24 protein-coding genes are annotated in these 23826 nt (G+C 61.2%); 19 read left to right on the forward strand and 5 right to left on the reverse strand.

The genetic code is table 11. From position 1 onward, the window contains the following. Positions 1-5: 5 nt before the first annotated feature. Positions 6-1088: a helix-turn-helix transcriptional regulator gene (locus tag DM806_RS10670; RefSeq protein ID WP_179043210.1), complete on the reverse strand. Its 1083-nt coding sequence runs from the start codon at positions 1086-1088 to the stop codon at positions 6-8. Positions 1089-1222: 134 nt separating this feature from the next. Between DM806_RS10670 and DM806_RS10675 the strand changes: the two genes are divergently transcribed. The 4 genes from DM806_RS10675 to DM806_RS10690 all read left to right on the forward strand — a co-directional run bounded on the left by DM806_RS10675 (position 1223) and on the right by DM806_RS10690 (position 5011). After that, positions 1223-2686: an FAD-dependent oxidoreductase gene (locus tag DM806_RS10675; protein ID WP_179043211.1), complete on the forward strand. Its 1464-nt coding sequence runs from the start codon at positions 1223-1225 to the stop codon at positions 2684-2686. Between the two features lie 198 nt (positions 2687-2884). Further along, positions 2885-3649: an SDR family oxidoreductase gene (locus DM806_RS10680; protein WP_372859481.1), complete on the forward strand. Its 765-nt coding sequence runs from the start codon at positions 2885-2887 to the stop codon at positions 3647-3649. Positions 3650-3712: 63 nt separating this feature from the next. Beyond that, on the forward strand, positions 3713-4231 hold the full coding sequence (locus tag DM806_RS10685; protein WP_179043213.1) for a nuclear transport factor 2 family protein: 519 nt from the start codon (positions 3713-3715) through the stop codon (positions 4229-4231). 24 nt (positions 4232-4255) lie between these two features. After that, positions 4256-5011 carry a glucose 1-dehydrogenase gene (locus DM806_RS10690; RefSeq protein ID WP_179043214.1) on the forward strand — a complete coding sequence of 252 codons (756 nt, stop codon included), beginning with the start codon at positions 4256-4258 and terminating at the stop codon, positions 5009-5011. Between the two features lie 217 nt (positions 5012-5228). Here DM806_RS10690 and DM806_RS10695 read toward each other — a convergent pair whose 3' ends face one another. Together DM806_RS10695 and DM806_RS10700 are read right to left on the reverse strand one after the other, a co-directional pair. Further along, the gene (locus DM806_RS10695) at positions 5229-7772 is read right to left on the reverse strand and encodes a TonB-dependent receptor (protein WP_179043215.1); all 2544 of its coding nucleotides are present in this window, start codon (positions 7770-7772) and stop codon (positions 5229-5231) included. 172 nt (positions 7773-7944) lie between these two features. Further along, entirely contained in the window at positions 7945-8718 is a 774-nt protein-coding gene (locus DM806_RS10700; RefSeq protein WP_179043216.1) for an SDR family NAD(P)-dependent oxidoreductase, read from the reverse strand. Between the two features lie 363 nt (positions 8719-9081). On the opposite strand from DM806_RS10700, the gene DM806_RS10705 reads away from it, so the two are divergent. The 14 genes from DM806_RS10705 to DM806_RS10770 all read left to right on the forward strand — a co-directional run bounded on the left by DM806_RS10705 (position 9082) and on the right by DM806_RS10770 (position 22347). Next, on the forward strand, positions 9082-9954 hold the full coding sequence (locus tag DM806_RS10705; protein WP_179043217.1) for an SDR family NAD(P)-dependent oxidoreductase: 873 nt from the start codon (positions 9082-9084) through the stop codon (positions 9952-9954). A gap of 12 nt (positions 9955-9966) precedes the next feature. Then, positions 9967-11616, forward strand: a complete 1650-nt coding sequence (locus DM806_RS10710; RefSeq protein ID WP_179043218.1) for a class I adenylate-forming enzyme family protein — start codon at positions 9967-9969, stop codon at positions 11614-11616. Positions 11617-11630: 14 nt separating this feature from the next. Then, positions 11631-12500, forward strand: coding sequence for an amidohydrolase family protein (locus tag DM806_RS10715; protein WP_179043219.1), 870 nt, complete (start codon positions 11631-11633; stop codon positions 12498-12500). 17 nt (positions 12501-12517) lie between these two features. Then, positions 12518-13597, forward strand: coding sequence for a Rieske 2Fe-2S domain-containing protein (locus tag DM806_RS10720; protein WP_179043220.1), 1080 nt, complete (start codon positions 12518-12520; stop codon positions 13595-13597). Between the two features lie 4 nt (positions 13598-13601). Then, complete coding sequence (locus DM806_RS10725; RefSeq protein ID WP_256869231.1) at positions 13602-15134, forward strand: amidase; 1533 nt, start codon at positions 13602-13604, stop codon at positions 15132-15134. A 1-nt stretch (position 15135) separates the two neighbouring features. Then, on the forward strand, positions 15136-15894 hold the full coding sequence (locus DM806_RS10730) for an SDR family NAD(P)-dependent oxidoreductase (RefSeq protein ID WP_179043221.1): 759 nt from the start codon (positions 15136-15138) through the stop codon (positions 15892-15894). A gap of 10 nt (positions 15895-15904) precedes the next feature. Then, entirely contained in the window at positions 15905-17209 is a 1305-nt protein-coding gene (locus DM806_RS10735; RefSeq protein ID WP_179043222.1) for a spinster family MFS transporter, read from the forward strand. Between the two features lie 8 nt (positions 17210-17217). After that, positions 17218-17697, forward strand: a complete 480-nt coding sequence (locus DM806_RS10740; RefSeq protein ID WP_256869232.1) for an Lrp/AsnC family transcriptional regulator — start codon at positions 17218-17220, stop codon at positions 17695-17697. Continuing rightward, positions 17694-18179 (forward strand): Lrp/AsnC family transcriptional regulator, encoded by a 486-nt coding sequence (locus DM806_RS10745; protein WP_179043223.1) that lies wholly within the window; start codon positions 17694-17696, stop codon positions 18177-18179. Before DM806_RS10740 ends, DM806_RS10745 begins: the two co-directional genes overlap by 4 nt. Positions 18180-18440: 261 nt before the next feature. Beyond that, a complete protein-coding gene (locus DM806_RS10750; protein WP_179043224.1) occupies positions 18441-19499 on the forward strand; it encodes an acyl-CoA dehydrogenase family protein in 1059 nt (352 codons plus the stop codon). Continuing rightward, entirely contained in the window at positions 19496-20674 is a 1179-nt protein-coding gene (locus DM806_RS10755) for an acyl-CoA dehydrogenase family protein (protein WP_179043225.1), read from the forward strand. The genes DM806_RS10750 and DM806_RS10755 overlap by 4 nt, the downstream gene beginning before the upstream one ends. 14 nt (positions 20675-20688) lie before the next feature. Continuing rightward, complete coding sequence (locus tag DM806_RS10760; protein ID WP_179043226.1) at positions 20689-21117, forward strand: PaaI family thioesterase; 429 nt, start codon at positions 20689-20691, stop codon at positions 21115-21117. Then, complete coding sequence (locus DM806_RS10765; RefSeq protein ID WP_179043227.1) at positions 21114-21494, forward strand: PaaI family thioesterase; 381 nt, start codon at positions 21114-21116, stop codon at positions 21492-21494. The genes DM806_RS10760 and DM806_RS10765 overlap by 4 nt, the downstream gene beginning before the upstream one ends. Before the next feature lie 217 nt (positions 21495-21711). After that, complete coding sequence (locus tag DM806_RS10770) at positions 21712-22347, forward strand: hypothetical protein (protein ID WP_179043228.1); 636 nt, start codon at positions 21712-21714, stop codon at positions 22345-22347. Positions 22348-22431: 84 nt separating this feature from the next. Here DM806_RS10770 and DM806_RS10775 read toward each other — a convergent pair whose 3' ends face one another. Further along, positions 22432-23001: an OsmC family protein gene (locus DM806_RS10775; protein ID WP_179043229.1), complete on the reverse strand. Its 570-nt coding sequence runs from the start codon at positions 22999-23001 to the stop codon at positions 22432-22434. A gap of 24 nt (positions 23002-23025) precedes the next feature. Next, positions 23026-23619, reverse strand: a complete 594-nt coding sequence (locus DM806_RS10780) for a hypothetical protein (RefSeq protein ID WP_179043230.1) — start codon at positions 23617-23619, stop codon at positions 23026-23028. Here DM806_RS10780 and DM806_RS10785 point away from each other — a divergent pair. Further along, a complete protein-coding gene (locus DM806_RS10785; protein WP_179043231.1) occupies positions 23612-23785 on the forward strand; it encodes a hypothetical protein in 174 nt (57 codons plus the stop codon). The genes DM806_RS10780 and DM806_RS10785 overlap by 8 nt on opposite strands. Positions 23786-23826: the final 41 nt, after the last annotated feature.

Below are 23826 nucleotides of genomic sequence, written 5' to 3' on the forward strand. Positions count from 1 at the left end.
TCGCTCTATTTGACCCCGTCGATGCGGTTTGCCGCCCGCCATGCCGTGGGTGACTGGCCGGTCCACTGGTGGAAGGCGCGGCGAAATGCGCCAGTGTCGCTGAACTGCGCGCGCCGTCCTACTTCGCTGACGGTCAGGCGCGGATCTGCCAGCAATCGCATTGCCAGTTGCTGTCTCGCACAGACCTTGATCTGGGCAAGCGATGTATTTTCCGATGCCAGCCTGCGTTTGAGGGTCGCCACACTGATGCTGAACCGCCGGGCCAGATCGGCGGCGGTCAATGGCGGCTCGCCGCTGGCGAGCATAGCGCCGAGCAGGCGAGCGATGCGCTCCGAAAGCGGGGCCTCCTTCGATTGGGGCTCTTCGACATCGAATGGAAAATGTTCCAGCAGGCTTTCCAGTTCATGGTGGCTGCGGATCACCGGCCGGTCGAGATAGGTGGCCGGGAAGCGGAAACTATTCTCGGTCGCGCCATGGCGGATCGGGCAAGGCATCAGATGAGCGATGGTGCGCATGTCCAGCAGCGGCGGATAACGCATGGCTGCTCCCAGCAGCGGCAATTCCTCCCCGATCAGCCAGCCATATAGCCGGGCATAAGTCGACAGGCCGGTAAGGTCGGACAGATAGGCACAGGCATTGCGCACCTTGCGCTGCACCGGCATGTCCAACCGCGCGACGCCCTCATCGACCTTGAGAATGAGGCGTCCAAGCCGTGGCGAGAGCAGCATCGCAAAAAGATCCATCCGATCGATCACGTCGCGCAGCGTCTGACAAGTGATGAGGCATTGGCACATCAGGTCGAAACCGGATTTCGTCAGCGGATCGCGCCCCTCCTGTCGAGCGGCATGTTCGTCGAGCAGCAAGGTGCAATGGGCATAGAGGCGCGTAAAGTCGTCATGGGAAAGCATGTGATCATCCTGTCCCGGTGCGGTCAGCAATGTCGCGTGCCTGGTCAGGCCGGCGGCCTGGAGCAGTGCCAGTGGGTCCTCTCCAAACTGATCGACCAGCCGCAGAAGATCGCGCGCGATCATGATCGATACTTGGCCGGGCGCGGGGCGGGAGAGATGCTTGTTGAGCCTTTTTGTCATGACCTTTGCGCTAATCCGGCATTTTCAGTGCTGCGCCAATAGGGAAAGAAGAGATAAGAGTCGGCCGATAGCATCGAAGTCAGGCAGGACGACGGGACGCGATAGTCCTGGCAAACATCGAAAAGGACATTCGCGTGACGGACATATCATTGCATCGGCCCTTTCCTGCCGATCGAGTCGCGCAATGGGATTTCGAGACAGACGTCGCGGTGATCGGTTTCGGCGCGGCGGGTGCCTGTGCGGCAATCGAGGCGGCGCAGGGTGGCGCTCAGGTCATGATGTTCGAACGCGGATCGGGCAGTGGAGGCGCGTCGGCGCTGTCAGGCGGCGAAATCTATATCGGCGGTGGCGGCGGCACGGATGCGCAGCGCGCCGCGGGGTTCGAGGATTCCACTGAGGACATGGCCGCATATCTGAAGGAAGCGGGTGGTCCTTGCGCGGACGAAGCGAAATGCGACGTCTATGCTCGCGAGTCTCTCAACCATTATGCTTGGCTCAAGGCGCAGGGTGTACCCTATCGCGGCAATTTCCTGCCGGGCAAGCATATCGAGCCGATCGACGATTCAACTCTGATCTGGTCCGGGAGCGAAGCGGCCTATCCCTTTTGCGAGATCGCTCGGCCCGCCCCGCGCGGCCATGTGATCCAGCACATAGGCTGGGGCGGAGGCCGTCCGCTTGTAGACTTGCTGGAGGCGCGCGCGCGTGATCTGGGTGTTCAAATCGTTTCCGATGCCCGCGCCGTGGCGCTGGTGCGCGATGGCGATCGGATCATAGGTGCGGTGCTGCGCATCGATAATGCCGACCATTTCGTAAGAGCGGTGAAAGGCGTGATCCTGTGCACCGGCGGCTTCGTCATGAATGAAGCGATGCGGCGTCGTTATTGCCCCGACACCTTCCGCATTAACAGCCCAATCGGCGACCAGGATGACGGGTCGGGCATTGAACTGGGCATGGGTGCGGGTGGAGACGCGATCCATATGGAGCAATTCTTCACTACCTGCCCATGGACGATGCCTCAGTCCCACGCCTTTGGCGTGTTCGTCAATCAGTCCGGCCAGCGCTTCATCAATGAGGATTGCTATCATGGCCGGGTCAGCCGACACGCAATCGATCAATTGGGTGACCGGGTCTATCTGTTGCTCGATAATGCGCATTTCTCGCAGCCGCTCGATATGGCGGGTATCGGCGTTGCCGGGACCGGCGATAGCTGGACCGAAGTGGAGCAGGAACTGGGAATGCCCATGGGTACGCTCAGCAATACTATGGCTTTCTACAATGCGCATGCCCATGAAGGGTGCGATCCGTTATTCGGCAAGCGACCGCCAATTTTGACGCCGCTGGATCAAGGTCCGTTCATCGCCTTGGAACTGCATTTCCAGAACAGCTATTTCAGTTTCTTCACATTGGGGGGGCTGCGCACTTCGATCGATGGGGAAGTGCTCGATCGGGCGGGCGTGCCGGTTCCCGGCCTTTTCGCGGCGGGGCGCTGCACGTCTGGTTTGCCAGCCTGGGGCCATGGCTATAGTTCGGGATTAAGTCTTGCCGATTGCACCTTTTTCGGCCGCCGGGCGGGTCGCAGAGCAGCGTTGGCCGGATAAGGCAGCCCATTTTTTTACGTCCAACTCCCGTTTACAAGGGAATGAGATGAAATTGTTTATTAAAAACGCAAATATGATATTTATTGCAAAATAAATATCTATATGCGTATAAAATCCATAAAAATAATGCATAATATGGGTTCCAAGCTGGAGTTGAATGCATCGGAGCCCCGGCAGCAGGCAAAGAGGATAGCACGGGTGACAGAGGTGAAGGTCGCAATCGTTACGGGCGGTACGCGGGGTATCGGTGCGGCGATCGCGCGCCATTTGCTGACGAACGGCTATACTGTCGTCATTTGCGGGCGCACACCGCCTGCGGCGGCAATCGCGATCGACGGGAAGGAGGCCGAGTTTGACGCCTGCGACATCAGGGAGCCGGCCGCCGTCACAGCCTGGGTCGACGCCGTGGTTGCGCGCCATGGCCGGCTGGACCTTGTGGTCAACAATGCCGGTGGTTCTCCGCAGGCCGATGCCGCGACCGCAAGCCCGCGCTTTTCCGAGCGCATTCTGCAACTGAACCTGCTGGCGCCGCTGCATGTTTCGCAGGCGGCCTATCCGCACTTGCGCGCAGTCCATGGTTCCATCGTCAATGTCGCAAGCGTGTCTGCCGTCCGTCCGTCGCCCGATACGGCGATCTATGGCGCGGCCAAGGCGGGTTTGGTCAGCCTGACGACCAGCTTGGCGCAGGAATGGGGGCCTCAGGTTCGCGTTAACGCCATCATTGTCGGCCTGATCGAGACGGAGCAGTCCGAATTCACCTATGGCAGCTATGATGCGCAGCAACGTATCTCCGCCTCTCTGCCGCTTGGTCGAATGGGGCGTGGTCAGGATATTGCGGAAGCCGTTCTGTTCCTGGCATCGCCGGGTGCAGCCTATATCAGCGGCGCCCGGCTTGAAGTCCATGGCGGTGGCGAACGCCCTCTGTTCCTGGAAATCGTCAAGCAGGAAGCACAGGGCCAGTGAGGGGCAAAAGGCATGGGCCTCCATACCCGACCAAGCCTCGATCATTTGCCAAAGGAGAAAAGGATGTCGTTCAGTCTGGAACAGCTCGCAGAGCGAGTCGTGGCGTTGGAAGACAAGGACGCCATTCGCCAGTTGAAGGGACGCTATCTGCGCGCCTGCGATCTCAAGCTGGTAGAGGAGGTGCGCGCCTGCTTCCTTCCAGACGCAGTACGGATCGCCTATCAGAATTTCCCCCTGTTCACCCATCGCGACGATTTCGTGCGGGTGTTCGAGGAGATGGCTTGTCAGGGCGGCGTCTTTGACCTGCACCATGCCGCGAATGCGCAAATCACCCTGAATGGCGCGGATGAAGCACATGGACTGTGGTCGCTCAATTTCCGCACCATTTTGCTCGCGACCAGATCGGTGACGCGCCTAGCGGTGGAATATGACGATGTCTATCGTAAGCGGGACGGACGTTGGTGGATCGCTGAAACGGCTAGCCGCATCACATCCTGTCTGGCGGAAGAGATCGGCGATGATGGCGTATCGCGCTATACTGTCTGGGGCGAAATTCCGCCCATGCCCGCGGACGTCGCCTGACCTGGCAAAAAACAGGAGAATGAGATGATCGACTATCGCCTTCAGGGCAGGGTCGCGCTGGTCACGGGCGCGGGGGGCGGGATCGGCCGGGCGGCTGCGCTGGCCTTTGCGCGATCGGGGGCCGCCGTACTGGTAAGCGATGTGAATGACGAGGGGGGTCGTGAAACCGTCGCCCTGATTGAAGCGGAAGGCGGGGAAGCTACCTTTCAGCACTGCGACGTCAGTGAAGGGATGGAGGTGAAGGCGATGGTCGCTGCGGCGGTTGAACGGTTCGGTCGTCTCGACTGCGCCTTCAATAATGCCGGGATCACCAATCTGGCGGCAAGCGAATATGACGACGCGGTGTGGCAGCGGGCTATCGGTATCAACCTGAGCGGTGTGATGATGTGTATGCGCGAGGAAGCCGAAGTCATGCTGAAACAAGGTGGAGGCGCCATCGTCAATACCGCATCGATCAACGGCATTGTCGGCAATCCCAGCCAGCCGGCCTATGTCGCCACCAAGCATGGCGTGGTGGGACTCACCCGCCATGGGGCTCTGCGCTGGGCCAAGGCAGGGATCCGGGTTAATGCGGTCTGCCCGGGCGTGATCGTCACGCCCATGACCGCACCGCTGGTCGCCAATGATGACATGCGGCAAGTACTCGATTCCATGACGCCCATGGGCCGTATGGGCCAAGCGGAGGAGATTGCCGAGGCGGTGGTTTGGCTCTGTTCCGATGCCGCCAGCTTCGTGACCGGGCATCCGATGGTCATAGACGGCGGCGCGACCGCCATCTGAGGCAGGAAGCAAGGCGGGCCGTCATGTCCGCCTTGCTTCCTATGTACATCATGGCCCGATGATGGAGCGCCATGCTCCACCGGAATCATTGCATGCAGCGCTCCTGGCAGCGCATTTTTTTGTGTCTGCAATTCAGAGGGTGGCGACACGAAATTGCCCCGCCATCCTGGGAAGGCGGGGCACATTCTGATGTCGAGAAGGACGTAGCGGATCTATCCTAGAATTTCATACCGATCGTAATCCCGTAGGTCCGGGGATCGGCATAATAGCCGCCGGCAAAGCCGAGTGGGCCATAGTCGATACTGCGCACGAAATCCTTGGCGTTGGTCAGGTTCTTGACCCACAGTCGGACCTCGCCCGCGCCGGCGCCGAGCGGGATGCCGTCAATGCCGATCTGTACGTCGACCAGATCGATGTCATCCCCTTTGATCTGCTCGTTGAAAGGAGCTCCTACCGAGCTGGAGAAATTATACTTGCCGTCCTCATGGGTGTAGCCGATGCGGCCGCGCAGGACTGCGTTGCCCCAATTGAGCGGGAATTGCGCGTTGAGTGCGACATTGGCTGTCAGCGGCGACGTGAATCCCGGTGTCACGACCGATGCGATATTGACGGGCGGCGCGCCTGCGGTGGGCGATTGGCCAGCCAGGAATTCCTTATATTTTATGTCGATATAACCCAGGCTGCCGTCGAGTGAAAAATTGTCGTTGATGATCGCCTGCGTCTCGACCTCGATGCCAGTATAGTTGACCTTGCCTGCATTGATGATCCGGGTGGCGAAAGTCCCGACCGGTGCGTTGGTGACGGGACCAAGTACGGCCAGATCATCATAGATATTATGATAGGCGGCGACATTAAAGCGCAGACGGCGGTCGAACAGCTCGCTCTTCAGGCCGATTTCATAGGATGTTACCTTTTCCGGGCGAAAGCTGCCAAGCTGGTTCGTACCCGTAATCGCCGGATCCTGCGAGTTGAAGCCGCCCGAGCGGTAGCCGGTCGCGGCGCGTGCATAGAGGTTGATGCCGTCTGCGGCATCATAACCGGCCATCAGACTCCAGGTGAATTTACGGAACTTGGCATCGCCCGATTCCGGAACGGCAAGCGGTGCTGCGCCATTCTGGACGCGCAACATCTTTTTTTCATCCCAGGTATAGCGCCCGCCCGCCGTCAGCCGGATGCCGCTGTCGCGTCCGCCGGGATAGAAGGTGGCCTGGCCATAGAGCGCCGTGCTTTCGCTCGATGTCGTATAGGCAAGCCGGGCAAGAGTCTGCACCAGGCGATAGCGTGCGGGGTTGGCGGCGGCGAACGCCGGACCGAGCGCGCCGAAATTGGCGAGGAAGATATTGTTGGTGTCGAGGATGAAACCGCTATTCTGATAGCCGTCTTCCGACCCCTTCTCCCAGAAATAGAAGCCGCCCACGACCCAGTCGAGCGTGCTGGTATCGCCCGAAATCTCGACTTCCTGGCTGAACTGTTTGTGGCGCCGCTTGTTGTCGATGTCGAACAGATCCTGGCTGATCGTCGGCACCGCAGCGGCGGCGATGAACGGGCGGGCTGCGGCTGGGATAGAAGGTATATATTGCAGCAGCGACACCGGCATTCCGTTGAACAGGCTGGCATTGGAGAAGGCAGGGCCGCTGAACGCCCCGATGCCGTCCAGGTCGGTCACATAGTCGCTGTTCCAGAAGCGATATCCGGTCGTTGACTTGACCTTGAAGTCGCCAAAGTCATTCAGGACCTGCAAATTATGGCCCCAGCTCTTGTCGAGCGCATGGCTGAGTATATTGTTGCATATCTTGTGGCGATAGATGCGTGCCGGAGCCGCGAGCGCGGTGCATTCTGGGTTGGCGAAGGTTGCACCGGCCAGATATTGGGCGACTGGCGCCTGCTGCGTGACCACGACTGACTGACCGTCAATGGTGATCGGCGGGCGGTAGGTGCCATCTGCCACGTTGGTCAGGATGAAGGGGAGCGGGGTCCCGCTGATCCGCGCCCAGTCGAAAATATACTGAATGCTGCCGGTGCCGCCCAATTCGATGCGGGCCGCGGCGCGGAGCGCGTCGGACTTGCGCGCGCCTGGGTCTTTGGACTTGCTGGGCTGTTCGATATTGTCGATCACGCCGTCGCGTTCGCTGTGACTATAGGAGAAACTGGTGGAGATGCCAGCAATCTCACCCGGATCGATGCTGATCTTGCCATTCCAGGCATTGAAATTGCCATAACCCGCCTCTGCCTTCAGGCGGAATTGGGAGGAGGGGGCGCGGGAGATGAAATGGATGGCGCCGCCAGTAGTGTTGCGACCGAACAATGTACCCTGGGGGCCACGCAGCACTTCGACCCGTTCGGTATCCATGACGCTGAGGCCCATAGCCCCGCCGCGTGCGATATAGACGCCATCGACATATAGACCGTTGGCGGCGTCGATCCCGAAACTCTCGCTGCCGCCATTGGAAATGCCGCGCATGGAGAAGACGGCTGCGCTGTTGCTGACCGTGCCCTGCGTTATTACGACGTTAGGAGCGAGGCCACTCAGGTCACGACTATCCTTGATGCCGAGTTGTTCGATTTTTTCCGCGCCGATGGCGCTGATTGCAATCGGCACGTCTTGAAGATTCTGCGTGCGCTTCTGGGCGGTGACGACGATTTCATCAAGGCCTGCTTCCGGCGACGCAGCAGCAGTTTGAGCCATGGCCTGGCCCGCGAGAGCCAGACTGCTCGCGCTGATCAGCAGTTGAAGCGCCATATGTGCGTCGCTTTTCGACATCCAATATCTCCCCATCTTGATTTTCTGAGCGTCAGAATGAAATAATGCGGAATTAAAGTCAATATATAATACGCAAAACACCATTGCTTCGGCCTTTTACCGTCTTATGGCGCGAAAATTCTATAAAAAGATTCCGATCCTCGCGTTTGCTTTTGCAGGCTGATCGCTTGGCTTAGGCCGGCATGTAAAGTTGTGCCGCCTTGCCCCCATCGACCGGTAGCGCTGTGCCGGTGATATAGCTTGCGGCATCGGAGAGCATGAAGACGATGGCCTGTGCCAGTTCATCGGGCTGGCCTCCCCGGCCCATGGGAATGGCATCAGTGGTCCGCGCCGCGACGTCCGGTGTGCGGGCTGAGAATTCTTCCGTTCCCGCCGTTTGAACCTGTCCGGGTATGATGGCATTGACGCGAATTCCCAGCGGCGCGCCTTCCATTGCCGCTACGGCGGTGAAGTGCACCAGAGCGGCCTTTGACGCCGAATAGCTCGCCATATTGACGGTGGCGCGAATGCCGCAGGTAGAGGCTATATTGACGATGGCGCCACGGCCGGCCGCAGCCATTATTTTCATTGCCGCCTTGGTGCTGACGAAGGCAGCATCGGCGTTGACGGCAAAGTCCTTGCGCCAATGGTCCAGCGTCAACCTACTGATCGGTGCATAATGGGTCGACATCGCATTGTTTACCAGCATGTCGAGCCGACCATGGCTGTGAGCGACCTTTTCGATCATGGCGGTGAGCGCTGCGTCGTCGGATACGTCAAGCTGGATGGCGTCGACCCTGCCGCCATTTGATTCGATCATGTCTCGCGCGCGGTCGAGCAAGGCTTGCCTGCGTCCGCAGATCACAACCTGCGCGCCGCGATGAGCTAGCAAGGAGGCAGTGGCCAGCCCGATGCCATCGCTGCCGCCGGTAATGATGGCGACGCGTCCTTCGAAATCCTGAGTCATTCGCTCTTCAACCTCTCCATGCGATGAAAGCGCCGGCATTCTCGTCTGCCGGGCGCCATGCTTTCAGGATTGTTGAAAATGCGTAATTTGTAAAATTATAAATTACGAATATGCATCGTCGCGGATATCGATATCACTTTTCCCGAGAGTGCATCATTCCGGTTGATGTTGCGGCTATATCTCAGAATATTTCGCTAATATATGTATTTATAGCCGATTTTTATCCTCTGGGACGTAAAGCGCGTGCTGTGCTTCTTGGTGCGGGACTTTCCAAAAAATGCGTAAAAACTTTCCTATTGAATTCCGCATATGGAAGAATAGAGTCGTGTCATCGAGAACAGAATACGAATCGAAGGAATTGGGATGTCCGGATCGAAGGTGGCTCTGGTCACTGGGGCCAGCCGGGGCGCTGGACGCGGCATGGCCGTCGGCTTCGGCGAACTGGGTTACACCGTCTATGTTACCGGTCGGTCTGTCCGGATCGGCCATGCACGGGGGTGGGATGGGACTATCCTGCCCGGCACCGTTGCAGAGACCGCTGCGGCAGTCGATGCAGCCGGGGGTAGGGGCGTGCCGGTGATCTGCGACCATTGCGACGATGCGCAAGTGGCCGCACTGTTCGCACAAGTTCAGGCGGAGACGGGCCAGCTCGACATTCTCGTCAACAATGCCACTTTCATCCATGATCAATTGATCGAAAAAAAGCCGTTCTGGGAAAAGGACTTGGATGCGGTTCGCATTCTCGACGTCGGCCTGCGCTCAGCCTATGTAGCAAGCTGGCATGCAGCGCAGATGATGGTGCCGAAAGAGAGCGGTGTCATCGCGTTCGGGTCGTCTTTTGGCAGCTCCTGCTACATGCATGGGCCGGCCTACGGCGCGCAGAAGGCGGGCATCGACAAATTTGCCCATGATATGGAGCATGATCTGCGCGGAACAGGCGTGATCGCGGTGTCGATCTGGATGGGTCCCTTGATAACGGAGCGGTCGCTTATTGCGCGTGAAACCCATCCTGAACAATATGAAACGTTCATCGAAAGTGCGGAAAATCCCGAATTTACAGCGCATATTATCGACGCGATCGACCGGTCGCCTGACCGTGATGCCTTGTCGGGGCAGACATTGATCGGTGCGGAAATCGCACGTGAACTAGGCGTGCGCGACCGCGGCCGGGATCGTGCTTCCTATCGCGAGATGCTGGGCAGTCCCCGGCCGAAAAATCCCGCCGCCGTTTATTGATCCGGGGAAGTCATGAGCAAGATTGATCCCATTTTCGCCGCCGTTACTGCACCGGGCACGCCCTTTGAAATCGGAGAGCAGGACGGGATGCGTTTTTTTGTCAAAGCGCCGTCCGATCTCAGTCAATTGGTCGAAACGGCGCGCCGTTTCGGCGACCGGACTGCCATCGTCGACTTCGATGGACCGCAGGGCGAGCGACGGCTGAGTTTTGCGGAGGTGTTCGCGTGGCGCGACCGGATGATCGGCCATGTAAATATCCGGCGCGGCGACCGTGTCGCCATCTGCACGCGCAACCGGGCGGAATGGATGGTTGCGTTCCTCGCTGTCATTCGGGCCGGGGGTGTCGCCGTACTGCTCAATAGCCGAGGGTCTTCCGCCGAACTCGTCGCTATGATCGGGGAAGTCATGCCCACGCTCATCCTGGCCGATGGCGACCGTGCGGCGCTGATCCGCGAGGGCGGCTATGGTGGCCCCTTGTTGGACATCACTGGGCCCTTGGCAGAGACCGGCGTGGCGCGGGAAAATGGTCAGGCAGCTGGTCCCAACGATCCCTGCGCTATCCTCTTTACCTCCGGCACGACCGGGCGGGTGAAGGGTGCCATATTGTCCCATCGCGCCGTCATAACCGGCTTGCTCGGCACGCAGCTCACCGGATCGATGGTGATGCATAATATGGCGCTGCAACATGGCCTGTCGGTCGACGAGGTGATGGCGCAGCTACCCGCGCAGGCCCTGCTACTGGTCGCGCCACTCTTTCATATTTCCGGGCTGGGCGCTGGCTTCCTCGCGCCTCTTCTGTCCGGTGGCAAGATCGTCGTGATGCGCCGCTGGGACGCGCAGGAAGCGGTGCGTCTGATCGAGCGTGAAAAGATAACGCAACTCGCGACCGTGCCCACCATGCTGTGGGACATGGTCAATCATGCGCGGCAGATCGATGCGGACCTTGGCTCGGTGCGCAATATCGGGTCGGGCGGGCAGGCGCTGCCGCTCAACCTGCTGGAAGAGGTGCGGGCACTGTGCCCCCATGCGATGATGGGGGTCGGCTATGGCATGACCGAAACATCGGGCGCGATTGCGCAGGCGGTGGGCGCGGATTTCCTGCGCGCGCGCGCATCGGCGGGTCGGGTTCTTCCGCTCGTCGATCTGCGGATCGAAAGGCCCGATGGCGCCATTTGTGGTGCGGGTGAAACCGGCGAGATCGTTGTGCGCAGCGCCATGGTCATGAGCGGTTACTGGAACCGTCCCGAGGATACAGCCAACAGCTTCACGCCCGACGGTTGGCTGCGCACAGGGGATATCGGTTATCAGGATGAAGATGGCTATATCTTCATCGTCGACCGGGCGAAGGATATGGTCATTTCCGGCGGCGAGAATATCTATTGCGCTGAAGTCGAACGCGTTCTCAGTGAAATGCCGCAGATCATCGAATGCGCGACCTTCGGCATCGCGGACGATCGGATGGGTGAATTGCTGGTCGCCGTGGTGCAAGCCGACGGCCTCGACGCACGCGCAATCATTGACTGGGTGGCGGAGCGGCTGGCGCGTTACAAGGCGCCAGCCCATGTCGCCTTTCTGCGCGGCCCATTGCCGCGCAATCAAGCCGAGAAGATCGACAAGGTGGCGTTGCGTGCCCTGTGGCCGCAGCTCTTTCCCAATAGCTGACAGGAGAGTTTTCCATGGGGATGCCCAAGGATATCAAGATTATCGATTGCATGCTGGGCATTCCGGAGGCCGAAGACCGCTCCGAATGGTTCGCGCCTTTCCGCCCGCTCATCAAGGATCAGCAGACGCTCCAGCAATTCGCCATGCCGGCGCAGTATATGTTCAAGGACATTCCGCAGACCGGCAAGGCCGACGATTTCGTGAGCTGGACCGTCGATCAGATGGATCAATATGGTATCGACAAGGCGCTGGTCGGATGGAACGACAATGCGACATCTTACCGCGCTAAGGAAATGTTCGGCGATCGCTTCTTCTTCGATCTGCCATGCGACCCGAACCGCGGCATGGACGAAGTGCGTCGTATCAGACGCATTCATGCGGAGGTCGGCCTGTCCGCGATCAGCATCTTTCCGGCGGGCACGCTGCCACAGGTGGCGATCAATCATAAATATATGTTCCCCCTCTATGCCTGCGCGGCGGAGCTGGGGCTGCCGGTGTTGCTTAACGCCGGGATACCGGGGCCGCGTATTCCGATGGAGACGCAGAGGGTCGAACATCTGGACGAGGTCTGCTGGTTCTTCCCCGATCTGAAGGTCGTGATGCGTCATGGCGCGGAGCCGTGGGAAGAGCTGGCGGTCAAGCTGATGCTGAAATGGCCGAACCTCTATTATTCGACCAGCGCCTTCGCACCCAAACATTATCCCAAGGCGATCATCGACTACGCCAATACGCGAGGCGCAGACAAGATCATCTATGCCGGCTATTTCCCGATGGGCCTCAGCCTCGAACGCATCTTCAGCGATATGGAGAATGTCCCGTTCAAGGGGCATGTCTGGCCGAAATTCCTGCGCGAGAACGCGCTCAAGGTCTTTGACCTCAAATAACTGGACGGAGAGTTTCCATGATCGAACCGCAAGCCGCGACCGACGCGCGCACGCCTCCCGTCGCCGTCTGGCAGATCCTCGAAAAACTGAAAGGACAGGATCTGTCCGACTGGCGGTTGGCCGAGGTGGAAGGTCGCGCTTCCATTCAGGAACGCAATCTCGACATCGGCATTCCCTTTGGCTGGTATCCGGTCCTGCTCTCGTCCGAACTTTCGGTGGGAGAGGTGAAGCCGCTGCGCTATTTTTCGAAAGACCTCGCCATCTGGCGCGGAGAGGATGGCAAGGTGCGCATGCTCGATGCCTATTGCAAGCATTTGGGCGCGCATATGGGCCATGGCGGCAAGGTGCATGGCAATCTGCTGGAATGCCCCTTTCACGCCTGGCGTTATGATGGCGATGAGGCAGCGGTCAGGGATATTCCGTATGCCCGCGTCATCCCGCCACAGGTGAAGCGCAAATGTACCCGCAACTGGCATATCAGCGAAGTCAATCGCTGGATTTGGGCCTGGTATCATCCACAGGATGAAGCGCCTTTGTTCGACGTCGCCGTGTTGCCGGAGGCGAGCGATCCCGACTGGACCGATTTCGAGGTGCATGAATGGAATGTCTGGGGTTCGATCCAGAATATGGCCGAAAATGGCGTGGATGTCGCCCATTTCCGCTTCATCCACGGCACGGCCAATGTGCCGCTGGGCGAACTGCGTTGGGGCGAATGGGGCCGGGGCGCGGACGTCAAGGCGAAAATGGGCACACCTTGGGGCGAGGTCGATGGCCTGATCAGCTATGACACGATGGGGCCGGGGCAGAGCTGGACGCGCTTCACCGGCATTTCCGAAACCTTGCTGATGGCCTGCCTGGCGCCAGTCGAACTGGACCATGTCCACGTCCGCTTCTGCTTCACCCAGCCCAAGGCGCAGGCTGAGGGCGAACGGGCAGGCGTTGCCAAGGCAATCATTCGCGACATCTGCAAGCAGTTCGATCAGGACAAGGTTGTATGGGACCGGCAGAAGTTCGAACCCAATCCGATCATCTGCGATGGCGACGGCCCGATCCCCCAATTCCGCAAATATTATCAGCGCTATTATGTGAAGGATTGAGGCCTTGGCGATTACAGAGGAAGCGGGCGTCACCCGCCGCGAGGTCGTTGCGGGCGTGGCAGCACTGGGTATGGTGGGCGCATCGAGGGCGGTTGCGGCTACGCAGAGCGATCCGTTGGACAGCCATGACGCCATGGGCCTGGCGGAACTGGTGCGCAAGCGGCAGGTTTCGCCCGGCGAATTGCTGGAGGCAGCGATCGGTCGGGCGGAGGCGCTCAATCCGCGCTTCAACTTCCTCGCCCAGAAACATTATGATTATGGCCGCGCGGCGATCGCGCGGGGCTTGCCGCCGGGACCGTTCAGCGGCGTGCCCTGGCTGCTCAAAGATCTGAACACCTATATCGCCGGGCTACCGACGGAGAATGGCAGCCGCTTCTTCAAGGGCTACAAGCTTGAGGTGACGTCCGAACTGGTTCGGCGGATCGAGAAGGCCGGCTTCGTCATCTTCGGCAAGACGACAGTGCCGGAACTCGGCCTCACCGGTACGACCGAGAACAAGCTGACGGGCGACACGCGCAATCCGTGGAATCCCGGCCATATAACCGGCGGATCATCGGGCGGCGCGGCGGCGGCGGTGGCGGCGGGCGTGCTACCGGCGGCCCATGCGACGGACGGCGGCGGATCGATCCGCATCCCGGCGTCGTGCTGCGGCCTGTTCGGGCTGAAGCCCAGCAGGGGCCGCGTGCCGATGGGACCGCCCCGCACCGAAGGCTGGGGCGGACTGTCGGTCCATCACGCCATCACCCGCAGCGTGCGGGATTCCGCGGCGATCCTCGACGCGACGCAGGGACCGGAGCCGGGCAGCCGCTACGCTGCGCCAACGCCGGCGGAGAGTTTTCTGGCGCAGGTCGGTAAGGCGCCGGGGCGGCTTCGCATCGCGCTGATGCTGAATGCGCCGGCGGGATCGCCGGTCGATCCTGAATGCATCGAAGCCGCGCGAAAGGCCGCGAGACTGTGCGAGAGTCTGGGTCATCATGTCGAGGAAGCCGCGCCCAAGCTGGATATGGCGGCGATCGGTGCGGCGGGATTCGCGCTGATCGGCGCGTCGGTCGCGGCGGACATGCTCGATCGCGCCAGGGCGACCGGCATCGCCATCGGCCCGGATGTGCTGGAGCCGATCACGCTGGGCTTCGTCGGCTATGGCGAGAAGGTGGCGGGCATGGATGTCGTGCGCGCGAACAATGCGCTGCAAGCCGCCGCCATCACCATGGCGCAATTCATGGCGCGTTATGACCTGATCCTCTCGCCCACTTTGGCGGCCCCGCCGCTGGAACTGGGCCGGATCAACCTGACGCCCGACGTCGATTTCATGGCCTGGGGACAGCGAACGGCGGCCTTCTCGCCCTTCACCCAGATTGCGAACATGACGGGGCAGCCCGCCATGTCGATACCGCTCGCTATGTCTTCGACGGGATTGCCGATCGGCGTGATGTTCATGGGCCGCTATGGGGACGAGGCGACCTTGTTCCGGCTGGCTGGACAGCTGGAAAAGGCGACGCCGTGGCAAGACCGGCGACCGGCGCTGCAAGGAGAATAAGATGCGAGGATTGGCAAGCAAGGCAGGGATCGTCGCAGGCGGCGGGCGCGGGATTGGCGCGGCGACGGCGCGGCGGCTGGCGGCTGAGGGCGCCTGCATCGTCATCGGCGACATCATGGGCGACTGGGCGAGCGAAACCGCCCATGCCATTCGCGAGGGAGGCGGCAAGGCTATCGGCGTGCCGCTTGATGGAACCAGTGCCGCATCGCAGGCCGCGATAGTCGAGGCTGCGCTGGCCGAGTTCGGTCGGCTGGACTTCTATCACTCAAATCTGGCGGGTGGCACCGATGGCGATATCGATATACTCAATTGCAGTGAGGAGGTGCTCGATCGTTCTTTCGCCATCAATGCGAAAAGCCATTTCCTCGCGACCCAGGCGGCTCTGCCGATACTGATCGAGCGAGGCGGCGGGGCGATGATCTACACGTCATCGGGGGCAGCGATTTCGGGCAATCCCTTGCAGGTCGCCTATCCCATGACCAAGAATGCCCTCCATGCGCTGGTCCGCCATGTCGCGCGGAAATTCGGCAAGCTGGGCATCCGCGCCAATGGCATCTGCCCCGGCCTGGTCCTGACGGAAGCCGTAGCCCAGCATCTGACCGACGATTATGTCCGGTCGATGCTGGAGGGCTTGCCGCACCGCCGCCTTGGCCAGCCGGACGATATCGCAGGGGCGGTCGCCTTTCTTGCGTCCGACGATGGCGAATGGGTCAACGGACAGCTGTGGCACGTCAATGGCGGGTCACTGCTGCGTGACTGAAGGAAGGGTCATGCGTCCTGCATCCAATCCCTGGGTCGTACTCGCGACGCTGTTGCTGATCTATATCGTCAACTATGCCGACCGCTACCTCATCACCGGGCTGATCGGGCCGATCAAGGCTGAGTTCGGTATTGGCGACGCGATGGTCGGAATGCTGATGGGGCCGGCCTTTGTTCTGCTTTATGTCATCCTTGGCGTGCCCTTTGCACGACTGGCGGACCGCACATCGCGCGTCCAGATCATAGCGGCAGGCTGCGTGCTGTGGAGCGGGGCGACGATCGCCACCGGGCTTGCCCATGGACCGATCGGCCTGACTCTGGCGCGCGTCGCGGTCGGCGTGGGGGAGGCAGCCTTCGTCGCGCCAGCCTATTCGCTGTTGTCCGATTATTTCAGACCCGAGCGGCGTGGCCTGGCCTTCGCGATCCTGGGCCTTGCGGCCTATGTCGGGCAGATTGCTGGCCAGGCGGGTGGCCCCGCGATCGCTGCCCATCATGATTGGCGCATGGCCTTTTACAGCATGGGCGCGGTCGGACTGATGCTGGGTCTTTGTGCGCTGTTGCTGATCCGGGAACCGCGCTGCAGCGGCGGCGGGGAAGGCCCGGTCGACGCCATACCCTTCGGCCAATTGGCGCATCGCCTTGTCCGCAGTCCAGCCTATTGCTGCATGATGTTCGCCTTTGGCTTTGGCGTGTTGTCGGGGGTCGCCTTCGGCTATTGGGGACCGGAGCTTTTTACCCGCAGCTATGGCCTTGATCCCGTGGCGGTAAAATCGACCTTTGCACTGAATTTTGGCGCATCGGGACTGGTCGGAATGTTGCTGTTCGGGGCCTTGTCCGACCGGTTGGCACGGCGCAGCATGGTCTGGCCGGCGCGCCTTTCGGCCCTGGCGCTGGGCGCGGCGACCTGCGCCATCCTGTTCGCGACCTGGGCGGGAAGCTTCACTCTGGCGCGACTGGCGGCTATCCCCGCCGGATTGCTGGGCGGCGGCTGGTCGGTCGGTTTCCTCGCCAGCCTGCAATATATGCTGCCGCCGCGTATCAGGGCGGCGTCGACGGCGCTGTTTCTGGCGGTGACGACGCTGCTCGGCTTTTTTGTGGGTCCATGGGCGGCGGGCGCCCTGAGCGAAATGATGGGGCATGATGCCGCTGCGCTGCGCATGGCGCTCAGCATCGTCATTCCCTTCGGTTTCCTGGCCGCGCTGCTCGGCTGGGCCGCGAGTGGATGGGTTGAGCGGGATCGGTCGGCATTGCACGACGCGCTTTCGATTCGACCTGCCGACCCTTTGCTGGCAAGACCGGCAACGGAAAGGGATTGAAGCCGTCTATGAGTGACATGTTCGCGTTCGATGAAACTGACCGCAGGATTGTCGAACAGTTGCGGCAAAATGGACGGGCGACGAACCAGCAGATTGCCGAGTCCCTGAATCTGATCGCATCGACCGTGTCGACCCGCATCCGCCGGATGGAGGATGCGGGCATGTTGCGCGTTGTCGCCGTATCCGACTTCGCGGTCCACGGCTTTCATGTTCTCATCCATCTGGCTGTAGAGGTCAGCGGCCGCCCCGCGCTCGACGTGGCGGAGGAACTGGCCGCCTTTCGCGAAGTCTTTGCGGTCCATCTCGTCACCGGCCGTTACGAGATCAGCCTGCTGTTGACGCTGCGCGACATGGATGAGCTGTCGCCGCTCATTGCTGACAAATTGTCGCAGGTGCCCGGCGTCCGCGCCATGATCCCGGCGATCGGCCTCGACATCGTCAAATATGGCCTCGACACTGCACCGATCGACAGCAGGAGGCTCGCATGAGCAGGCCCGACCTGGACGAGCTGGACCACCAGCTGATTTCTATCCTGGCGCAGGACGCGCGTGTCTCCAACCGCAAGATCGCCAGCGATCTGGGCGTCAACGAGGGCACGGTGCGGGGGCGCATCAAGCGCTTGCAGCAGGATGGGCTGATTGCCTTTACCGCGCTAACCGGCCTGAAACTGGAAAAGGCGACCAACATCGCCTTTGTCGCGGTGCAGGCGGACGTGAGTCAGGCGCGTCGGATTGCCCGTGATATCGCGCATATTCCGCTGGTCAAATCCGTGATGATCGTGCTGGGGCCGTTCAACATCATGGCAACTTGTCTATACGACGATCTGGACAATCTCCACGCCATGGCGTCGGGGCAGATATTGCAGATGCCCGGCGTCCAACATGTCGAAACATCGCTGGCGGTCAGGACGGTGAAGTTCAGCAACCGGGTAGTGCGGATCACCGATGCGCCGATGGACGGCGCCATTTGACCGAGGTGCCGCGCCGGGCATGGTGTTGGCGGCAATATGCGTAATTGATAAATTGCAAAATTACGCAAATGATCGCTTGAAACTGATTTTTGCATGATATAGCACAATATCAGGCGGAAAGATTCAGCGAGATAATATTGCTGTTCTGCCGATGATAGGAGCTGGATGTGCTGGACCCATGGTCGGCTCATCATGTTTGTCCTGCGCGGCGAAACGGCTTGCGAGGGCAAGGCCCCATATTGGATTTGAGGGCGACCCGAGATGGAATTCGCATTTACCGACGAACAACAGATGATCGCAGAGACGGCCCGTGCCTTCTTCGCGGAACATGCGACGAGCGAGCGTACGCGCAGGGCGATGGCCGGCGAGGGCATCGACCTCGCGCTGTGGCGTGCCTTCTGCCGGGAACTGGCTCTGTCGGGTATCGGCATTCCCGAAAGTGCAGAAGGCGCGGGGCTGGGCCTGGTCGAACTGGCGATCGTCGCCGAAGCGGCGGGCGCCCAAGTTGCGGCCTTGCCGATGCTGGGCAGTCTGGCGCTGGCGGGACAGGCGATCGCGGCGGGCGGTAGCGAAGCTCAGCGGACGCAATGGGTGCCGCCGCTGATCGCAGGCGATCGGATCGCAGGCTATTTCCATGACGACAGGATGCTGGCGAGCGGCGGCAGGCTGACCGGCGGATCGCGCTTCGTCGCTCATGGCGCGATCGCCGATCTTTTCGTCGTCACCGATATGCGCCAGATGTGGATGGTCCGCGCCGATGCGCCGGGCGTTACCGTGACGGCGCAGACTAGCATGGATCAGACCCGTCCCTTCGCCCATGTCATGCTGGAAAACGCGCCGGGCGAGATCTTGCCCGATCCGGGCGCGGCGCTGGGTGCGGCACAGCGTGCGGCCTTCATCGTGGTGGCAGCCGAAGCACTGGGCGGTGCGCAGGCCTGCCTCGACCGCACCGTCGCCTATGCCAAGGAGCGGATTCAGTTCGGTCGCCCGATCGGCTCCTTCCAGGCTTATAAGCATCGGCTGGCCGACATGATGATCGAGATCGAACAGGCACGCTCGGCGGTTTATTGGGCTGCCTGCGCAGTGGACGAGGGAGCGGGCGAGGCGGACATGGCAGTCCACGCCGCCAAGAGCTTCGCCGCCGACACCTTCTTCCGCTGCGCCGGGGACATGATCCAGCTGCACGGAGGCATCGGCTTCACCTGGGAGCATGACGCGCACCTCTTTTTCAAGCGTGCGCGATCGCTCCAGACCATGTTGGGCAGCGGCAACTGGCACCGTGAGAAAATTGCCGCGATGATTTTGGGAGAAGCAGCATGAAACTCGGTTTTTCTCCCGAGGATGAACTGTTCCGGCAGGAATGCGCGGACTGGTTGGGCGGCCAGATGGCAGGCGAATTTCGCGACATCAGGGGTGTCACCAAGCTGACCGGCAGCCCGGAACGGCGCAAGGAATGGGAACAGCAGCTCGCCGCGCATGGCTGGTCCTGCATCGGCTGGCCCAGCCAATGGGGTGGACGCGATGCAACGCTGGCGCAGCAGGTGATCTTTGCCGAGGAATATGCGCGCGCAGGCGTACCGGGGCGGGTTAATCATATCGGCATCGAACTGGCAGGGCCGACCATCCTGACATTCGGCACGCGAGAACAGAAGCAGCGCTTTTTGCCCGGCATCGCGGCGGGCAAGACCATCTTCTGTCAGGGCTTTTCCGAACCCAATGCCGGGTCGGATCTGGCGAGCGTGCGCACGAAAGCGCGCCTGGAGGGCGATCAGTGGATCGTCAACGGCCAGAAGATCTGGACCAGCCTGGCCCATATTTCCGACTGGATTTTCGTTGTTACCCGCACGGAAGAAGGATCGCAGGGACCAAGGGGGCTGACCTTCCTGATGATGCCGATCGATCAGCCCGGCATCGACATTCGGGGCATTCGCCAGATCAACGGCGATGCGGAGTTCAACGAAACATTCTTTACCGACGCGCGCTGCCCTGCGGACAGCCTGATCGGTGCGGTCGGTGACGGCTGGCGCATCGCCATGGGCCTGTTGGCGTTCGAGCGCGGCGTTTCGACGCTGGGTCAGCAAATGGGGTTCCGCAACGAGCTGGACGAGATCATCGCGGCGGCCCGGAGCAATGGCGCGGCCAGGGATCCGCTGATCCGCCAGCGCCTGGCGAAGGCCGAGATCGGCCTGCGATTGATGCGCTATGGCGCACTGCGGATGCTGTCGCAGACGGACCATGCAAGGATCGATGGCGCAGCGCTGACTTACAAGATACAGTGGGCGAGCTGGCGTCGGAACCTTGGCGAACTGGCGATGGACGTGTTGGGGCAGGAGGGTGAGATAAGCGACCATCGGGATTATGAATGGGACACGTTGCCCAATCTGTTCCTCTTCTCGCGATCCGACACCATCTATGGCGGTACCAATCAGATCCAGCGTAACCTGATCGCGGAACGGGGCCTGGGCATGCCGCGCGAACCGCGCGGGTCGGTCTGAAAGTCCGAGGCGTGATGGAGGAGGATGAAGATCCCTTCGAACGGCTGAAACACCTGCCGCCGCGCGGGCATCATGCCCTGCTTGGCATATATACGGTGGACAGGGGATCGGACTGGGCGGAACTGGCCTGTCCTTTCGCGCCCGGCTTCCTAATGGACCCCGAGGCTGGGCTGGTAGCGTCGGGACCGATCGTCTCGCTGATCGATGCGGCCGCAGGCGCGGCGATCATTGCGCGGACGCGGCAGTGGCGGCCAATGGCCACGCTGGATCTGCATGTCGACTATCTTCGACCGGCTCGCGCCGGGCAGGCGTTGCATGCGCGCGCCACCTGCCATCATGTGACACACAAGGTCGCCTTCATCCGCTGTGACGTGCATGATGGCGATGCGGCAAGCCGGATCGCCTTTGCGACGGCGCGTTTCTTCTTTACCGGCACGTCATGATCGCCCGGACGCCCTATGCGCAGATGTTGGGCATCGAGAGCATGGCCGCCGAACCAGGCATGGTCGCGCTTCGGATGCCCGCGACCGCGCAACTGGAGGGACGGCCGGGCTTCCTCTATGGTGGTGTCATCGCCAGCCTGCTGGAACTTGCCTGTCTGGACGCGATCGCGCAGGACCGGGGTGACGCCGCCGGACGGCCCAAGCCGATCAACATGAGCTTCGACTTCCTGCGCGGAGGGCTGATGATCGACAGTTTTGCGGAGGCGCGGCTCAGCCGTGTCGGTCGTCGCATCGTCCATGCCGACGCCATCTGTTGGCAGGCGGACAGGAATCGGCCAATGGCCACCGGACGGATGCATCTGCTGCTGGGCGGGTAGGCATGGTTGTTCCAGGGCTGCTCAATATGCGCAGCATATGCTGACCAGCGCTGTGCTGGGATCGGCGTCTGTAATAGACACCCGTTGGAAGGGGTGTAACTTACCGGTGCGCGTCGCGCGACTGTCGAGCAGGCTCCGCGTCCATTGCCCCCCGCGCAAGTCGATTTTGGGAAAGCGATGGGCTGGCTTCGTCAACGGGGCGACGCTAGGAGGCGGAATGTCGACAGCAAAAGACCTCGTACATCTCGGCAGACTCGTTGCCGCTACCCATGGCTGGGCCGCCGCCAAAGCGTTCAAATCCTACGGGATGAGCGACACGGATCGCGCCGGGATTGCCGCATGCGCGGTCCGCCTTCTGGATGTCTTTCCCCTGGTGCCGAACGCCAGTGCGCTGATGAGCGCAGCGTTTGCCGTACAACTCGAACGCGTGCTGACGGCGCCCGTCCAGGTTGTTGCCGGGACGTTGTGCGTCGAGGGCGAACCGGTTTTCGGCGACCGGATGCCCTTTGACGGCCACGTTATTTTCGGCTCGCCCAACCCCGACTGGCACGGGCATGTCTGGGTGATGATCGGTCCCCATATCGCCGACATCTCGATCTTTCGGACCGCCTATTCCCGGTTCGGGCCAGCCAGCCTCAGTCGCCATATTGATCTGGTGTTCGGACCGAACAAGGCTCTTTATGTCGACCAATGGCAGAAAAGTCGCCAGCGCGGTCTGAGCTATGAGCCGCAATATGTGCTGAGCGAGGAGGAAGTGACGCGCCTCATGGGCGGCGCCTATGAGCGGATCGAGCAGGCACGGTCTGAACGCGCCCAAGCCGGTTCGTCGTCCGTTCAGTCGGACATCGCATAATCATTTGAGAATGTGCATGTGCTGAAGCCATGGCTTCATATTCGCTCCCGCACCTGGGAACGGGCGGGAGCGAACGGAATTTGCTCAGACCAATTCCAGCCTGCCGTTCATGCAGATCGGTTGGTTCAGGTTGAAGAAATTGGGCAAGGTATTCATCACGGCCTGGTGGATGTCGTGAAACTGCTCCGCCGTGCCGTTGCCGCCGATCCGCACCGTATAGTCGAGCTGGCGATAGCCGGGCGCCACGGTGTCATCCACACCGAGGAAGCCGCGCAGATCGAGCCGGCCGCTCGTTTCAATCTCCAGCCGTTCGAGCTGGATGCCGTGGACTGCAGCCTGAGCCACATAGCCCACCGCCATGCAGGCGTTCAGCGCCGTCATCAGCAGTTCCTGCGGATTGGGGGCGCTGTCGGTGCCCAGCAGGTCCAAAGGCTCGTCGGCGGTCATCTTGAAGCGCCGCTCGATAAATTGACCGCCAAGCTCGTAGCCTTCCACGGTCGTTTCGCTCCGCGTCTGGCCGGACCAGCGCGTCGTGACACGAAAGCGAACGGCAGCTTTCGCCGGATCCGCCTTCACCTGATCGACAAATGCGGCAAGCGCCGACAGATCGATACCGTTGAGGGACGAGGCGGATATCTGGATGGTCTCGTTCATCGTCATTCTCCTTGATAATCCGGTTCAGGAATAGATCGGCGCGATGGCGTCCAGCCGGCCGATCAATGTGGGGGAGAGCCGCGCGAGGCTCGCACGGAAGCTGCGATGCGCCATGCCCGAGCCGATGAAGGTCCAGCGTGCGGCCTGATGCTGCTGGGCGACCAGAGCTGCACGGATGTGGGAGGGCACGGCGCGTCCGGTCCGCTGCTCCAGCGCGACGATATTCATCTCGGTCTGCGCGCGCAGCCCATCATCGAGAAAGGCGCCGATCGCGCAATAGCCGTCGAAGGCCGCATGAATTTGGGCTTCGGACCGCCCTTCGCCGAGCGCTTCCACCATCAGCGCGTCGAGCCTGGCATGCTGCGCCTCTTCCATCCAGTGGTGGCGCAGCAGGCTCTTGAACAGCGGCTCCAGCTCGCCATCGTCGCGAACCGAGTCGAGATAATGCGCCTGGGTCATCCATTCGAGCTGCAGAATGAGCAGCGCCACCGCCAGCGGATCATGCGCCAGCACAGTGGCCCCGATCGCGTCCGCCGGCCCGATCACCGCGCATTCCTGCCCGAAACCGCGCAGGAATGCGGTACGGAACCGGCGGAACAGGTGAATATGCTTGGCCATGATAACCCTGACGCGGACCGGCTGGGGCCGGAATAATCCTGCCTTTCGTCAGCTTTTCTCGTCCCTCTTCTTCCCTGCCGCGTTGCCGGCCGAGGTGGAATGGTTCAACGATCTCCAGCGCCTGTCCGCCTCGCCGGAAAATGCCATCCGATCCTTCCTGGATTGATGATCGGAATGCTCGCTGACAGCTGGACCGGTAACGGAGGA

This window comes from Sphingobium lactosutens, from assembly GCF_013393185.1.
In the GTDB taxonomy this organism is placed as follows: Bacteria; Pseudomonadota; Alphaproteobacteria; order Sphingomonadales; family Sphingomonadaceae; genus Sphingobium; species Sphingobium lactosutens_A.